Raw genomic sequence first — 15,792 nt, 5'->3', positions numbered from 1 at the left:
CTGATCCCCACCGCCACCCTCGCCCCGCAAGCTCGGCCAGGGAACCCTAGCGGCGTGGGCCCCCGCATTTGTCGTTATGAGCCCTCAAAACGACACTTACTGCGAGTTACTTGGGTTCGTTGGTGAGCGGGTCAGGGGGCGAGGACTGAACGATAGACCTCGAGGGTTGTTTCGGTGATCGATTCCCAGGAGAAGTGCTCCTCGGCCCGGACCCGGCCCGCGGCACCCATGACCTTGGCCCGCGCAGGATCGGACACAACCTCGTTGAGGGCAGCGGCGAAATCTGCGACGAACTTTTCGGGATCCAGCGGGGTTCCGGTACCGTCCGTGACCTGCTCGAGCTCCACCAGCAGCCCCGTTTCGCCGTGCTGGACCACTTCGGGGATGCCGCCAGTGGCACTTGCCACGACGGCCGCGCCACATGCCATGGCCTCGAGGTTGACGATGCCAAGGGGCTCGTAGATCGACGGGCAAGCGAAGGCCGTGGCATGGCTGAGGACCTGGATGAGCTCGTGCCTCGGCAGCATGCGTTCAATGACCAGGACACCCTCGCGTTTGCCCTGCAGGTCCTCGATGAGCCGGGCCGTTTCCGCTGCGAGTTCCGGGGTGTCCGCCGCGCCAAGGCACAGTACAAGCTGGACATCTTCCGGCAGGCTGGCCGCAGCCTTCAGGAGGTAGGGCACGCCCTTCTGGCGGGTGTTTCGCCCAACAAAGACCACACTGGGCTTGGCGGGATCGATGCCGAGGGCACGAATTGCGTCTTCGCCTTCGTCCGGCTGCCACATGTCGACGTCGATGCCGTTGTGGACCACCCGGACCTTGGCGGGATCCACGTTCGGATAGCTGCGCAGGATGTCCTTCCGCATGCCGTCCGAGACGGCGATGATAGCCGCTGCAGCCTCATAGGCGGTCTTTTCAACCCATGAGGACAACGCGTAGCCACCACCCAGCTGCTCCGCTTTCCACGGCCGCAACGGCTCCAGGCTATGGGCGCTGAGCACATGGGGTATCCCATGCAACAGGGACGCCAGGTGGCCGGCCATGTTGGCGTACCAGGTATGGGAATGGACCAGGTCCGCTCCGGCGATGTCCGGCACGATGCGCAAATCCACCCCGAGGGTCTGGACGGCGGCATTCGCCGCCCCCAGATCATCCGGAGTGGAATACGACGTCACCGTTGCACCGTGGAAGTCCGCATCACGGGGCGCGCCGAAGGCGCGCACCTGCAGATCCACGTGCTTCGCCAAGACGCGGCTGAGCTCGGCAACATGCACACCGGCCCCGCCATAGATTTCGGGTGGAAACTCTTTAGTCACAATGTCTACGCGCACGCTACCTAACGTAGTCCTTCCGGAGTATGTGTTCTAGTGTGAAAGGGTCCGGCAACCCGGGCTTTTTTCGGGGGCTACAAAGACGTACAGGGAGAGCAAACACCATGGCGTTGAAGAAAGTATTGTCAATTGTGTTGGCTGGCGGCGAAGGAAACCGCCTTATGCCATTGACGGCAGACAGGGCAAAACCTGCGGTGCCGTTTGCGGGGGGCTATCGACTGATCGATTTCGCTCTCTCGAATCTGGTCAATTCCGGGTACCTCCAGATCGTGGTGTTGACCCAATACAAGTCGCACAGTCTTGACCGCCACATTTCCGAGACCTGGCGGATGTCCACCCAGCTGGGCAGATATGTGGCCTCGGTTCCCGCCCAGCAGCGCGTGGGCAAGAGCTGGTTCCTCGGCAGCGCGAATGCCATCTACCAGTCCCTGAACCTGATTCACGACGCCAACCCCGACATTGTTGTCGTTGTCGGTGCGGACCACGTTTACCGCATGGACTTCCAGCAGATGGTCCAGCAGCACGTGGCCAGCGGCGCCAAGGCCACAGTCGCGGCCGTCCGCCAGCCGCTGAACATGGCCAACCAGTTCGGCGTGATCGAGGTCGACAAGAACGATCCGCAAAAGATTTCGGCGTTTGTGGAAAAGCCTGCCGAAACGGAAGGCCTCGCCGCCGATCCCTCGCAGTTCCTTGCCTCCATGGGCAACTACGTCTTCGACGCCGACGCTCTGGTGGAAGCACTTCGCATCGATGCGGAGCGCCTGGACACCAAGCACGACATGGGCGGCGACATCATCCCCTACTTCGTGTCCCAGGGCGAGGCCGGCGTCTACGACTTCACGCTCAACGACATTCCCGGTTCCACCGACCGCGACCGCACCTACTGGCGCGACGTTGGAACCATCGATTCGTTCTATGACGCCCACATGGACTTGATTTCCCCGGTCCCCGTGTTCAACCTGTACAACTCGGAATGGCCCATCTACACGCGGCAGAGCATCTCGCCGCCGGCCAAGTTTGTCCGGGGCGACAACAACACGGTCGGCACCGCTTTGGACTCCATCGTGGCCAGCGGCTCGGTGATCTCCGGAGGCATCGTGGAAGGGTCCGTCCTCTCCAACGATGTCTACGTTGGACCGGCCAGCAGGATCCAGGACTCGGTGCTGATGGACAAGGTGCGCATCGGTGAAGGCGCCGTGATCAAGCGGGCCATCATCGACAAGAACGTGAAGGTCCCTGCCGGGGCTGCCATTGGACTGGATGCCGACCTTGACCGCGCCCGCGGCTTCAAGGTCACCGAATCCGGAATCACCGTACTCGCCAAGGACCAGGTCGTACCGGAACCTGACGCTTCCGAGCTCGCCCTGGCGGCCGAGTACCGCCGCTCGGTGCCGGAGGCGATCAAAGCCGCCACCGAAAAGTTCCCCGACATCAGGGACTCCGCGGAGCAGGTCACGAAAATCCAGGCTGCCTCGGTAGAGGTCTGACCCGGAACCACGGAATCAGCACGGCCCCCGGCCTCCCGGGCGACAGCAGCCTTCCCGCCGCTGCCGCCCGGGAGGCTTTGCTGCGCCCGACCCTGTAAAATTGACCCAATGAGCCCCGCCGATTTGACGCCTGAAGAGATCCAGGCCTGCCTCAAGGTCTTGAACACCATCCACGCCTACGACGAGGAGCACCCGGACTACGTCGCCATCCGTCGTGCCACGGGAAAGATGTTCAAGGCCGTCAAGCGCCACCGCCGGGTCACCAAGCGGGACGAGATCGCGGAAGCCGATCGTGCTGTGATCGCGTTGACTGCCACCGCGGCCCCGGACAGGATCGACGACGAGACCCGCGGGAACAAGCTGGCTACCTCGGCCACGGGCGAAATCGCCGGCCATCTCATCCGGTCCAGGCCCTGCTACATCTGCAAGCAGCACTACACGCAAGTAGACGCGTTCTACCACCAGTTGTGCCCGGAATGTGCGGCCTTCAGCCACAGCAAGCGCGATGCCCGCACCGACCTCAGCGGACGCCGTGCCCTCCTGACGGGTGGGCGCGCCAAGATCGGCATGTACATCGCCCTCCGCTTGCTCCGCGACGGCGCGCACACGACGATCACCACCCGCTTCCCCAAGGACGCGGCACGACGTTTCGCCGCCATGGAAGACAGCGCGGACTGGTTGCACCGGCTCAGGATTGTGGGCATCGACCTCCGGGATCCCTCACAGGTCATGGCGCTCACGGACTCGCTCAACGAAGCCGGCCCGCTCGACATCATCATCAACAACGCCGCCCAGACAGTCAGGCGTTCGGGGAACGCGTACAAGCCCCTGGTGGATGCCGAGGACGAGCCGCTGCCTGAGGCCCTACAAGCAGCCAACGGCGGCCCGGAACTGGTCACGTTCGGCCATGCCCACGACAAGCACCCGTTGGCCATCACCCAAAGCGTCACCGATCATCCCGTGCTGGCAGGCGATGCGATTACCTCGCTCGCGCTGTCCACGGGCTCCGCGTCGTTGGCGCGGATCGCGACGGGCACCGCGATCGACGCCGGCGGCCTGGTTCCCGACCTTGCGGCCATCAACAGCTGGACCCAAGTGGTGGACGAAGTCGATCCGCTGGAGATGCTCGAGGTGCAACTCTGCAACGTCACGGCGCCGTTCCTCTTGGTGAGCCGGCTCCGCGGGGCCATGAAGCGTTCAACCGCCCGCAGGAAGTACATCGTGAATGTCTCAGCCATGGAGGGCCAGTTCTCCCGCGCCTACAAAGGCCCCGGGCACCCGCATACCAACATGGCAAAGGCCGCGTTGAACATGATGACCCGGACCAGTGCACAAGAAATGCTGGACAGCGACGGGATCCTGATGACCGCCGTCGACACCGGATGGATCACGGACGAACGCCCGCACTACACCAAAGTCCGGCTCATGGAGGAAGGCTTCCACGCACCCCTCGACCTCGTGGACGGGGCAGCGCGTGTCTACGATCCCATCGTCATGGGTGAAAACGGCGAAGACCAGTACGGCGTCTTCCTGAAGGACTACAAGCCCTCCCCCTGGTAAATCCAAGCGGAGGGCCGCAGGCCTGCTAGGTGAGCCGCGTGATCTCGACAGTCACGGTGAGGCCTGAGCCGCCGCCGCCGGACAGGATGCCCTTCAAGGGAGGAACATCCCGGTAGTCCCGGCCCCGCGCTACAGTGACGTGGAGATCTCCGGCAGGCTTGTGGTTAGTGGGATCCCAGCTGCGCCATTCGCCGTCCCACCATTCCAGCCAGGCGTGGGATTGGCCTGCGACGGTTTCGCCGATCTCGGCCGTGGGCCGCGGATGGATGTAACCGGACACGTACCGGGCCGGAATGCCGCAACTGCGGAGCGAACCGATGGCCAAGTGCGCCAGGTCCTGGCAGACTCCCTGACGCTGGTTCCAGGCCTCCTCGGCGTTGGTCGTGACGCCCGTAGTGCCTTTCACATAGCTCATTTCGCCGCGCATCCATTCGAAAATGGCCATGGCAGTCTCGTGCGGGTTCTTGCCGGCCACGACGGCGGGGATGATGCCGAGGACTTCCTCCCCCGGACCACTGAGCTGCGACTGCGGCAACCAGTCGCTGAACTGGTCCCGGATCCCGTCGGAAGCAATGACATCCCACCCCACAATCTCTTCATCCAGGGCCACCCGCTCCACCCGGTGGACTTCAACGGTGGTGGTGGCCACCACTTCGAGGCGCTCGTGCGGCATCTGCATATCGAAGGCGGTAACGCGGGTGCCCCAATAATCGCGGTAGGTGCTCACGGCAGCTTGCGACGGCGTGATCTTCAGCGAGGATTCGAGGACCACCTGTTGCGGATCGGTCAACGGAGTCATGCGTGCCTCGTTGTACGACAGGGTCACACGGCGGTTGTATTTGTAGGCCGTCTTGTGGACGATGCTCAGCCGGGTCATGAAACTTCTCCCACCCAGGCCAGTTCATCCGCCTGATTGAAGTACTTACGGGAAATCGCGTCGGAGGCCTGCGTGACGGCCTTCTGGACTCGGTCCATGTGCTCGGGCAATTCGGACATGAGATCGTCGGTGCGATGGAACTCAAGGAAGGTACGGGCCTGCCCGACGATCCGACGGGCGTCGTTGATGAAGCCCACCCGCTGTGCGGAGGGATCCAGCTTGGCGAGGCACTCGTCGGCGTCGCGCAAGGCGAAGACGATGGAGCGCGGGAACAGACGGTCCAGCAGGAGGAACTCGGCGGCGTGCTGGTCTCCGAAGGCCGCACGGCGGGTCCGAAGGAATGACTCGTAAGCTCCGGCGCAACGCAACATGTTCACCCAGGACATTCCCGCGGAGAGGACATCCCTGGTGGACAGCATCCGCGCGGTCATGTCTGCGCGTTCGAGTGAGCGGCCTAGGACAAGGAAAAGCCAGCTTTCGTCGTGGCTCACCGTGGTGTCTGCGAGACCCCTGACCATGGCGGTGCGCTCCAGAACCCAGTTGCAGAAGCGGTACGTACCCACCACGTCCTTACGGTGCTGGTTGAGCCCGTAGTACGTCGTATTGAGGCTCTCCCACAATGAGGAGGACACGGTCTCGCGTGCGCGCCGCGCATTCTCGCGCGCAGCCCCCAGGGAACCGGCAATGGACGTGGCGCTCGTCTTGTCGTAGGCGAGAGCGTGAAGCAGCTCCGGCAAGCCGAATTCTTCACTCTGCGGCCGGGCTCCCATGACAGCCAGGAGTTCCCGCGCCACGCTGCGTTGTTCCTCGAGCGGAAGGTGGTTCAGGCGTTCAAGATGGACGTCCAGGATCCTGGCCGTTCCGTCGGCCCGCTCCACATAACGGCCGATCCAGAAAAGGGATTCAGCAATACGGCTCAGCATGGGGCTGTGCCTCCTTCGGGTCCTGCGTTGTGACGATGAATGTATCCTGCTCCGGCACCATGGCGTGCCGGATCACTGCTGCTGGTCCGATTGCCGGTCCCGCCAGTTGCTTTCGACGGGCCACACCGAGACCTGTTCGCGGACCGTAATCGAGGAACGCGGCAGTTCGACGGCGGGCAGTTGCGGGGAGTCCGAGAGCACCCAGGTGTCCTTGGAACCGCCACCCTGGGAAGAGTTCACGATCAGCGAGCCTTCCTTCAGAGCAACCCGGGTCAGTCCGCCAGGCAGCACCCAGACGTCGTCGCCGTCGTTAACCGCGAACGGACGCAGGTCCACGTGCCGGGGGCCAAAGCGGTCTCCCGAAAGCGTCGGAACGGTGGAGAGCTGCAACACGGGCTGGGCGATCCAGCCGCGCGGATCCGCCAACACCCGCTTCCGCAAAGCCTCCAGCTCGTCGCGTGAAGCATCCGGACCGATCACCAGGCCCTTGCCTCCCGAACCATCCACTGGCTTGACCACGAGTTCCTCGAGCCGGTCGAGGACCTGTTCGCGGGCTTCCTTCTCTTCCAGCCGGAAAGTCTCTACGTTCGCGATCACGGGCTCTTCGTGCAGGTAGTAACGAATCAGGTCCGGCACGTAGGAATAGACCAGCTTGTCGTCGGCCACACCGTTGCCCACCGCGTTCGCGATCGTCACCCCGCCTGCCCTGGCCGCGTTCACCAGTCCCGGACAGCCGAGCATGGAGTCGGAGCGGAACTGCAGCGGATCCAGGAACTCGTCGTCGATCCGCTTGTAAATGACGTCCACGCGCTGCTCGCCGGCGGTGGTGCGCATGTATACCCGGTTTCCGCGGCAGATCAGGTCCCTGCCCTCGACCAGTTCAACGCCCATCAACCCGGCCAGCAGGGTGTGTTCGAAATAGGCGCTGTTGAAGACCCCGGGGGTCAACACGACCACCGTGGGGTCGTCCACCCCGGAAGGCGCCGTCTTCCGCAATGCCGACAGCAGACGGCGCGGGTATTCCTCGACCGGACGGATGTGCTGCTGCCCGAACGCCTCCGGCAAACCCTTCGCCATCGCCCGCCGGTTCTCCAACACGTAGGACACACCGGAAGGCACCCGGACGTTGTCCTCCAGGACCCGGAACGTGCCCGCGGCATCGCGGACGACGTCAATACCGGACACATGTACGCGCACGCCGCCGGCGGGCTCGAAACCATGCACGGCACGGTGGAAATGCGCGCTCGTGGTCACCAATGCCCGCGGCACTACGCCGTCAGAGACCACCGCCATCCGACCGTAGACATCGTCCAGGAACGCCTCCAAGGCGCGGACGCGCTGCTTGACCCCACGCTCAAGCACATCCCATTCGTCAGCCGGAATCACCCTCGGCACGATGTCCAGCGGGAAGGGTCTCTCCTCCCCCGCATAATCGAAGGTCACGCCCCGGTCCAAGAAGGTCCGCGCCATCGACTCGGCACGGGCGCTCACATCGGCAAGCGAAAGCTCGCGAAGGGCGCCGTCCACCTGGCCATAGGACTTTCGGGCAATCGTGCCTGGGGCGAACATTTCGTCGTAGGCGCCGGAACGGGCGGCGGCCTCGGAGTAATCCCGGAATAGCTCTGACATGGGATTCAGACAATCACCTTTTCGATTACGAACGCATTTCGCGTTCTGCATGTTGCGACACCAAGTGTGAACCCTGTTCGCATTTCAGCGCTTGCATGCATCAAGGTTGACGAATGCACCCCAATCGTTTCCCGGCCCCCGTCTCCCGATGGGGAGCCGGGATTGTCATGGCAGTGGCAGCCACTGGACTTGCCTTCATTGTCCATGCCCTGCTTCCCCCCATCCCTGCCATGACAGCCGCTGTAGCGCTGGGTTTGTTAGCTGCAAATATACCGGGCACGGCGACATGGGCCGCCGGACGCGCCCGCCCGGGCCTGGACTTCGCCGGCAAGCACCACATGCGGGCGGGCATTGTGCTGCTCGGCTTGAAGGTCAGCGTCGCCGATGTCCTCGACCTTGGCTGGTTTGCGCTCGTCCTGATTGCCGCCGTCGTGCTCCTGAGTTTCGCGGGCACGTATGGGCTGGCCCGGCTGGTGAAGCTCCCGCGCGAATGCGCCCTGCTGATTGCCACCGGCTTCTCCATTTGCGGGGCCTCGGCGATCGGAGCGATGGCCGCGGTGCGCCGCATCAAACACCAGGACACCGTCCTGCCTGTTGCCTTGGTGACCCTTTGCGGCACGCTCGCCATCGGCGTCCTGCCCTTGCTCATGCACCCTTTGGGCCTGAGCCCCGAACAATTCGGCGCCTGGACGGGCGCTTCCGTGCACGACGTCGGCCAGGTAGTCGCGACGGCACAGACCGCCGGTCCTGTGGCGCTGGCGCTCGCCGTCGTCGTGAAACTGACCAGGGTGGTCCTGCTGGCCCCCATCGTTGCCGGAGCCGGGCTCACGCAACGATGGTCGATGCGTCGGAACTCGCGCAACGGCTCCAAAGCGAACGACGACGGCGGCAAGTTCCCGCCGATCGTCCCGCTCTTCGTGCTCGGGTTCATCGCGATGGTGGCCGTGCGTTCCTCGGGCTGGTTGGGCCCGGGCGTGCTGGACGCCGCGGGAGCACTCCAGGACATCCTGCTCGCCTCGGCCCTGTTCGGGCTGGGTTCGGCGGTCCGCGTCCGCACGCTGTTGCACACAGGTGGCCGCGCTGCGCTCGTTGCGCTTGGCTCCTGGTTCCTGATCGCCCTGTTGGGCTTGGGCGCCGTCTTGCTCATGATTAGATAGCTGGGTGTCGAATCACAACTTGGCGCGCGCTGAAGCCGCCACCCGTTCAGCCCTGATCAGCACCCACAGCTACGATGTCTCCCTTGACGTCCGCCAAGCCGCCGATGCGGGCGTGCCAGGGTACACAAGCCGCAGCGTCATCAACTTTTCCGCACAGCCTGGTTCCTCCACCTTCCTGGATTTCATCCACGGTGGCGTACATAGCGTCTTCCTCAACGGAAAAGGGCTAGACGTCGCCGAGGTAGTGGACGGCGACAGGATCCACCTGAACAATCTCCAGGCCGAAAACCAGGTGACGGTCACCGGAACCGCCCTCTACAGCCGGTCCGGAGAGGGCATGCACCGCTTCGTCGATCCCGCCGACGGTCAGTGCTACCTCTACACGCAATACGAACCGGCGGATGCCCGCCGCGTCTTCGCGAACTTCGAACAGCCGGACCTGAAGGCCGAATTCACCTTCCACGTCATGGCGCCTTCCGCCTGGCAGGTAGCCTCGAACGGCGCCGAGCTCGCACGGACGCAACTGACGAGCGATCCGGCCACGAGCCGCTGGGATTTCGCTACGACCAAGCGGATGTCCACCTACATCACCACGGTCCTCGCCGGTCCCTATTTCCGTGCTACGGACCACTGGAGCAAGACGCTCGACGACGGGACCAGCCTTGAGGTTCCGCTGGCGCTCTATTGCCGCGCGTCTATGCAGGAGTCCTTCGATGCCTCCGAGCTTTTCCGGCTGACGAAGAACGGCCTGGACTTCTTCAACGAGCTCTTCGACTATCCGTACCCGTGGGGCAAGTACGATCAAGCGTTCGTGCCCGAGTACAACCTTGGTGCGATGGAAAACCCCGGCCTGGTTACCTTCACCGAGAAATACGTCTTCACCTCGCGGGCCACCGATGCCCAGTACCAAGCCCGCGCCAACACCCTCATGCACGAGATGGCCCACATGTGGTTCGGAGACCTCGTGACCATGACCTGGTGGGACGATCTCTGGCTCAAGGAATCCTTCGCCGACTACATGGGCACCCTCGGCGTGGACAAGGCCACGGACTGGGACAGCGCCTGGGTGAATTTTGCGAACAAGCGCAAGTCCTGGGCCTACGTGCAGGACCAGTTGCCCACGACCCACCCCATCGTGGCGGACATTCCCGACCTGGAAGCCGCAAAGCAGAACTTCGACGGCATTACCTATGCAAAGGGCGCTTCCGTCCTCAAGCAATTGGTGGCCTACGTCGGGTTCGAGGCGTTCATTGCCGGCTCGCGACGCTACTTCAAGGATCACGAATACGGCAACACCTCACTGACCGACCTCCTCGAAGCCCTGGGCACGGCATCGGGCCGGGACCTTCGAACGTGGGCCCGGCAGTGGCTGCAGACCTCGGGGATCTCCACCATTGCGGCCGAAATCTCCGGGAACGGCGATGCCATGGAGGCAGTCACCCTGCGCCAGGACTCCGTGGACCCCATTACGGGCACGCAGGAACACCGCCCGCACAGGCTCAGGATCGGTCTCTATGACTTTGACGACGGCGGCCAATTGCTCCGCACAGCGGGCATCGAGCTGGACGTCGAAGGCGCCGACACTACGGTGGAGGAACTCGCGGGCAAGCCGCGCCCGGCCCTGCTGCTCGTCAACGACGACGACCTCAGCTATGCCAAGGTGCGCCTGGATGCGGAGTCAGAGGCAACGGTACGTTCCTCCTTGGACCGGCTCAGCGATCCGATGGCCCGGGCGTTGTGCTGGACAGCCCTGTGGGATTCAGCGCGCGACGCCGTTACCCCCGCGGCGCTGTACGTCGCCGCCGTCGAACGCTTCGCCCCTGCCGAGTCAGGAATCGGCGTCCTCCTGAACGTTCTGGGCAACGCGGTGACCGCCGTCGAGCGCTACGTCCCGGCCCGGCAACGGGATGGGGTCCGCGAGAGCCTGATGGCGGCCAGCGCGATGGAGTTGCGGACCTCAAAACCGGGTTCGGACCAGCAACTCGCGTGGGCCAGGACACTGGCGGAGTTGTCGCGCCATGACGGCGCGTATGTCGAGTTCTTCCGCGGTATTCTCTCCGGAAGCGTGATAGTGGATGGCCTGACGGTGGATGCGGATCTCCGGTGGAGCCTGTGGCAAGCACTGGCAGCCAACGGAGCGGCCACGCTATCGGAACTGGATGCCGAACTCGCCCTGGACCACACCGCGGCGGGACGCGAAGGCCATGCCCTGGCCGCAGCTGCGCGTCCGGATGCCGCCGTCAAGACGGCCGCATGGAATGCCGCGGTCAACGACACCGGGCTCTCCAACGAGATTCTGAGCGCGACAATCGCAGGCTTCTCCCTTGCCTCGTCCGGGTTCCTGGACGGCTTCACCGAACCGTACTTCGACTGCCTGGAGGATGTCTGGCAATCCCGGAGCATCGAGATCGGGGGCCGGATTGTGCGGGGCCTGTTCCCCGCAGCCCAGGATCTGCAGGCCGGGATGGCTCCGGAAGATCATCCGGTGCTTCGGCGCACGGACGATTGGCTGAGCGCCCACACTGAAGCTCCGCGGGCCCTCCGGCGCATCGTCATTGAGCAGCGAAGCCACTTGTTCCGCGCCCTCACGGCCCAAGCCGCCGGTGCGTCGCAACAAGAAGAAGCCGGAGTGCTGCAGCAGGGCTGACGCGGGAGCCGGCGATCCGGGGGTTGACGAGCTGGCCTTGAACCAACGGGATCGCCGGCATCGTCTTTAGATGCAAGCCCTGCGCTCCGCACGGGCCTTTCTTGAGGACGGTCACCATGAAGTTTCCTCGCCCCGTGCTTGCCGCCGCAGCGCTGGGCACCACCCTTTTGCTCGGAGGCTGCTTCGGCGGACAGCCGGCCGCTCCTGGGCCTGCAACGCCTACAACCCCAACAGTGAGCACCACGCCCGCCCCAAGCACGCCGTCACCTGCTCTGAACACCGCCACCCCGACTCCCGCAACGCCGTCGACGAGCCCGACGGCGACCCCAACCGTTCCCCCGGCGGTTTCGTCCCCGTCCCCGTCAGCGACCGTTCCGCCCGCCGTCGTTCCGCCACCCCCAGCGCCTCCAGCCGTAGTCCCGCCTCCGGCACCGGCGCCACCCCACATGGTTCCGCCGCCACCGCGGCACCCCAATGGCGGCGACCGCGACGGCGACGATAACGGCGGACCGGACGACGGCGATGGAAACCGGTAGCGTCCCGCCTCGCGACAGAATAAGGCGGTTCGGCGGGCTATCCCTTGGGATAGTTGCGATGATGACGGTGGCGGCTTGCAGTTCCGCTGTTCGAGGCCAGGACTCCCGTACGGTTGAGTCTGCCGAAGCGCCGTTCGCGTGGTTCAAGGCAGCATCGGCACCGGCAGGGTGGAAAACCATGGACCTTCCGGACGGCACGGGGGTCCTTTCGGTCCCGCCCGATGCCAGCCCGGCGGAAAGCGACCCCGGCAGTGTGTCCGCGAACGTCTCGTCCTCAACGGGAGAACTGCGGATGTACTTCAACGCCACGCCCCGGCAGGGCAGCGAGGCGCTGGACAATTGGAACACCTTCAGGCTCGATCACCTGGCGGACGAGAACTCCTCGTCACCCAGCAAAATCGCTGAGCGAACCGGAATGGCTTTCCGCGGAGGCACGGGTTCCTGCGTGGAGGACAGCTACGTGACCCACGTCGGCAACAACCGCTACCGTGAGATAGCTTGCCTCGTAGCGGGCAGCAAGGGCAGCAGCGTCCTCATCGTGGCGGCTCCCGCCGATTCATGGCCGCTCTACGGTCCGGTCATGGAACAGGCAGTGGATGCGTACCGGGCGGAGTAACTAGGGAACACCGGCAGTTAAGGCACACGGTGCAGCCATTCCTCGGTGCCGAACTTTGACCGCACCCGTTCCCGGGCTGTTGCCAATTCGGCGTCGGTGATGCGGGACTCCGTGGCGCCGTAGCGCTCGGTGAAGACCTCCTGCATGGCTTTGATGATTTCCGTCCGTGCCAGGCCGGTTTGCCGACGGAGTGGATCCACACGCTTCTTTGCGCTGCGGGTTCCTTTGTCGGAAAGCTTTTCCTTGCCGATGCGCAGGACCTCGACCATCTTGTCGGCGTCGATGTCGTAGCTCATGGTGACGTGGTGCAGCATGCCGCCGTTGGCGAGTCGCTTTTGCGCTGCACCGCCGATCTTTCCCTGCTCGGTGGCGATGTCATTGAGCGGGACGTAGAACGCGGTAATCCCCAGTTTTTCCAGGGCAGCCATGACCCACGCATCCAGGAACGCGTAGGAGTCGGCAAAGCTGATGCCATCCACGAGGCTCTGTGGCACATAGAGCGAATAGGTGATGCAGTTTCCGGCCTCCATGAACATGGCTCCCCCGCCGCTGATGCGGCGGACCACCGTGATGCCGTGACGCGCGACGCCGTCGGGATCCACCTCGTTGCGGAAAGACTGGAAGCTGCCGATCACCACTGACGGCTCTTCCCAGTCCCAGAAGCGCAAGGTGGGGTTGCGGAGCCCGGCCCCGGCCTGCTCCGTGAGGACCTCGTCCAGCGCTACGTTCAGGTGCGTGGGAAGGACCGACGGCGGGATCACCTCCCACTGGTGGTCCGCCCACCCGGTGGCTTTGGACAGTGCCCTGCGGACAGCTACGGCGACGGCGTCAGCGGAAAAGCCGAACAGGACCGAGTCGGCAGGCAATGCGGCGGTGACTGCAGCGGAGATCTCGGCCGGCGTCGAACTTTCCGGAAGGCCCGTGAGCGCCCGGTTGATGTCCAGCAGGGCCTCGTCCGGTTCCAGGAAGAAGTCGCCGCTCAGCGAGACGTTCACGAACCGCCCGTTCGTGACGTCGAGGTCAACAACCACAAGTTTTCCGCCGGGGACCTTGTATTCGCCATGAAGCCGGGGTTCGCCATGTTGGAATGCCATGCTGGAAGTCATGGTTTCCATCCTGCCGGAAAACGCAAAAGCCCGCAGCCACCGATGATACGGCGGGTGCGGGCTTTCACAGAAGCTTGGAGGTGAAGTTGATTACTTCTTGCCGCCGAAGCCCTTGAAGCGAGCGTTGAAGCGCTCGACGCGGCCTGCAGAGTCCATGATGCGCTGCTTGCCCGTGTAGAACGGGTGGGACTCCGAGGAGATTTCGACGTCGATGACCGGGTAGGTGTTGCCGTCTTCCCACTCGATGGTCTTGGAAGAAGACACGGTGGACTTGGTCAGGAACTTGACGCCGGAAGCCAGGTCGTTGAATACAACAGCTTCGTACTTCGGGTGGATATCAGACTTCATAATGGGACCTTTTGTTCACGCAGCTGGATTTTGCCAGCTGCCAGGTATGAATGGATTTGATCCGCGCACTGAAAACAGATACCCAGTGCCGGGCCAACAATCAATCATAGCGGAAACCGCGCCTCGCTTGAACCAGCCGCGTCACTCTCGTGGGCGCAACTCCCAGAAGGCGACGGCGAAGGCGGCAGCGACGTTCACTGAGTCGATGCCGGCCCGCATGGGAATCTTTACCGCGAGGTGGACGGGCCTCTCAGCGCAATGCGGGGTCAGGCTGGGCCGGCGGATTGCTCCAGCGAACCCCGAGGAGTTGCGAGAGGGCATATTGAGCCACGCCATTGAACGGACTTGACGATTGCGCGAATCGGACGGAGGCGAGCCTGGCGCCTTTTGCGGGGTACATCTCGAGATCGTCCGTGACATCGGAGATGAATGCGGCGCCCAACGCAGGCGCTGAGCCGCCGAGAACTACCTCTCCGACATCGAATGCGGCGCAGATAAGACGGATCGCTCGTGCGAGTGCCTTGGCTCCGTCTGCGAGGTGCTCCTGCGCTCCAGCCGCTTCGGCTAGCTGGCGGACCTCTTCGAAACTCGATTCGTCGCGAAAGGCTGGCCCGAGCATCGCGGTCAGGGACGATGTGGACTCGAGGCATCCCGTCAATCCGCACCGGCAAACGTTGCGCGAACCTTCATAGACAACGCGCACATGCCCGATCTCACCCGCGCGGCCAGATGGACCGACCATAACCTCGCCGTCCCGGATGATCGCAGCCCCGATGCCTTCGCCCAGATGGATAAACAGACTGTTCTCAGCCGCTTCGCGTGAGGAGATGGACTCGCTGAGCGCCTCCGCGTCAGCATCGTTGATAGTGACGCACGGAACGCTGACTGCAGCCGTTACGACTTCTGCAACCGGTTCGTCGTACCACGCCAGCTGCACGCTCTCCACAACTCGGCCATGAATTGTGGTGCCGGGAACCTGGAGGCCCACGCAGAGCACATTTCGTTCGGTGTCGCCGATGAACTCTTCCACAAACCGGGCGACGTCCTCCGGGGTCGCTCCGGATTCAAGGCGATCGCTTCGTTCAGAGACGACCTCTCCCGCGAGATTGAGGATCGCACCACGGACTACGAGAGGCCTGAGCGTGACGACAAGGATGCCGTGTCGATCGCGGTCGAGCTTCAGGGTCGTCGCGCGCTTGCCACCGGTGCTCACTGCTTGCTGACCATCCTGGACGTAGCCATCTCGGATGAGTTCTGTGAGCAGCGACGAGACTGTCGCCGATGTGAGCCCCGAGCGGCGGGCGATCTCGGCGCGGGTCATCCGCCCGTCCCCCTGCACCACCAGCTGAAGAGCGGCGCGCAAGTGCCCTCGGCGCATCTCGAGCCGTCCGGAGTCGCCGGCGGCGGCCCCGTCGACTGTGCGCCCTCGTAGGAGCTCCACTGTTTCTCCCATCTTCCTGATACCAGTTCGGTCCTCGCCCACCCTACTCGGCGCTGCTGGCACACGAGGTCTTGACTTAATTTAGTCACTCCCTATAGTTCTAAACAACCGCCAGCCCATCAGGCGGACGGCGT

Annotated in this window: 13 protein-coding genes and 1 pseudogene; 6 read left to right on the top strand and 8 right to left on the bottom strand. The window is 63.9% G+C overall.

Annotation, left to right across the window (positions count from 1 at the left end; genetic code table 11):
* Positions 1-131 precede the first annotated feature (131 nt).
* The gene (glgA, locus tag AC4CS3_RS09115) at positions 132-1,331 is read right to left on the bottom strand and encodes a glycogen synthase (RefSeq protein WP_345451810.1); all 1,200 of its coding nucleotides are present in this window, start codon (positions 1,329-1,331) and stop codon (positions 132-134) included.
* Positions 1,332-1,435: 104 nt separating this feature from the next.
* Between glgA and glgC the strand changes: the two genes are divergently transcribed.
* Both glgC and AC4CS3_RS09105 read left to right on the top strand, forming a co-directional pair.
* Positions 1,436-2,818, top strand: a complete 1,383-nt coding sequence (gene glgC / locus AC4CS3_RS09110; protein WP_490783157.1) for a glucose-1-phosphate adenylyltransferase — start codon at positions 1,436-1,438, stop codon at positions 2,816-2,818.
* Positions 2,819-2,926: 108 nt separating this feature from the next.
* Entirely contained in the window at positions 2,927-4,378 is a 1,452-nt protein-coding gene (locus AC4CS3_RS09105) for an SDR family oxidoreductase (protein WP_236811062.1), read from the top strand.
* 25 nt (positions 4,379-4,403) lie between these two features.
* Here the strand turns inward: AC4CS3_RS09105 and AC4CS3_RS09100 are convergent, their stop codons facing one another.
* From AC4CS3_RS09100 to AC4CS3_RS09090, 3 genes are all read right to left on the bottom strand, one after another.
* Complete coding sequence (locus tag AC4CS3_RS09100; RefSeq protein ID WP_490783156.1) at positions 4,404-5,255, bottom strand: transglutaminase family protein; 852 nt, start codon at positions 5,253-5,255, stop codon at positions 4,404-4,406.
* Positions 5,252-6,178: an alpha-E domain-containing protein gene (locus tag AC4CS3_RS09095; RefSeq protein WP_078108851.1), complete on the bottom strand. Its 927-nt coding sequence runs from the start codon at positions 6,176-6,178 to the stop codon at positions 5,252-5,254. Before AC4CS3_RS09095 ends, AC4CS3_RS09100 begins: the two co-directional genes overlap by 4 nt.
* A 72-nt stretch (positions 6,179-6,250) precedes the next feature.
* Positions 6,251-7,807, bottom strand: a complete 1,557-nt coding sequence (locus AC4CS3_RS09090) for a circularly permuted type 2 ATP-grasp protein (protein ID WP_490783155.1) — start codon at positions 7,805-7,807, stop codon at positions 6,251-6,253.
* Positions 7,808-7,920: 113 nt separating this feature from the next.
* On the opposite strand from AC4CS3_RS09090, the gene AC4CS3_RS09085 reads away from it, so the two are divergent.
* The 4 genes from AC4CS3_RS09085 to AC4CS3_RS09070 all read left to right on the top strand — a co-directional run bounded on the left by AC4CS3_RS09085 (position 7,921) and on the right by AC4CS3_RS09070 (position 12,763).
* The gene (locus tag AC4CS3_RS09085; RefSeq protein WP_490783154.1) at positions 7,921-8,964 is read left to right on the top strand and encodes a YeiH family protein; all 1,044 of its coding nucleotides are present in this window, start codon (positions 7,921-7,923) and stop codon (positions 8,962-8,964) included.
* Between the two features lie 4 nt (positions 8,965-8,968).
* Positions 8,969-11,611, top strand: coding sequence for an aminopeptidase N (pepN, locus tag AC4CS3_RS09080; protein WP_490783153.1), 2,643 nt, complete (start codon positions 8,969-8,971; stop codon positions 11,609-11,611).
* A gap of 70 nt (positions 11,612-11,681) precedes the next feature.
* A complete protein-coding gene (locus AC4CS3_RS09075) occupies positions 11,682-12,113 on the top strand; it encodes a hypothetical protein (protein WP_490783152.1) in 432 nt (143 codons plus the stop codon).
* A 92-nt stretch (positions 12,114-12,205) separates the two neighbouring features.
* On the top strand, positions 12,206-12,763 hold the full coding sequence (locus tag AC4CS3_RS09070) for a hypothetical protein (RefSeq protein ID WP_490783151.1): 558 nt from the start codon (positions 12,206-12,208) through the stop codon (positions 12,761-12,763).
* A 17-nt stretch (positions 12,764-12,780) separates the two neighbouring features.
* On the opposite strand, the gene lplAB is transcribed toward AC4CS3_RS09070, so the two are convergent.
* The 4 genes and pseudogenes from lplAB to AC4CS3_RS09050 form a co-directional block, all read right to left on the bottom strand.
* Positions 12,781-13,878, bottom strand: a complete 1,098-nt coding sequence (lplAB, locus tag AC4CS3_RS09065; protein WP_490783150.1) for a lipoate-protein ligase LplAB — start codon at positions 13,876-13,878, stop codon at positions 12,781-12,783.
* Between the two features lie 81 nt (positions 13,879-13,959).
* Positions 13,960-14,217, bottom strand: coding sequence for a type B 50S ribosomal protein L31 (locus AC4CS3_RS09060; protein WP_009358283.1), 258 nt, complete (start codon positions 14,215-14,217; stop codon positions 13,960-13,962).
* 141 nt (positions 14,218-14,358) lie between these two features.
* Positions 14,359-14,460 (bottom strand): annotated as a pseudogene (locus AC4CS3_RS09055) (TrmH family RNA methyltransferase); the annotation flags it as partial.
* 7 nt (positions 14,461-14,467) lie between these two features.
* Positions 14,468-15,658 carry an ROK family transcriptional regulator gene (locus tag AC4CS3_RS09050; protein WP_490783149.1) on the bottom strand — a complete coding sequence of 397 codons (1,191 nt, stop codon included), beginning with the start codon at positions 15,656-15,658 and terminating at the stop codon, positions 14,468-14,470.
* Positions 15,659-15,792: the final 134 nt, after the last annotated feature.

Source organism: Arthrobacter sp. SE2 (genome assembly GCF_058244265.1).
The sequence above is the reverse complement of the archived record's forward strand: the minus strand, read 5'-3'. Positions and strand labels throughout refer to the sequence as shown.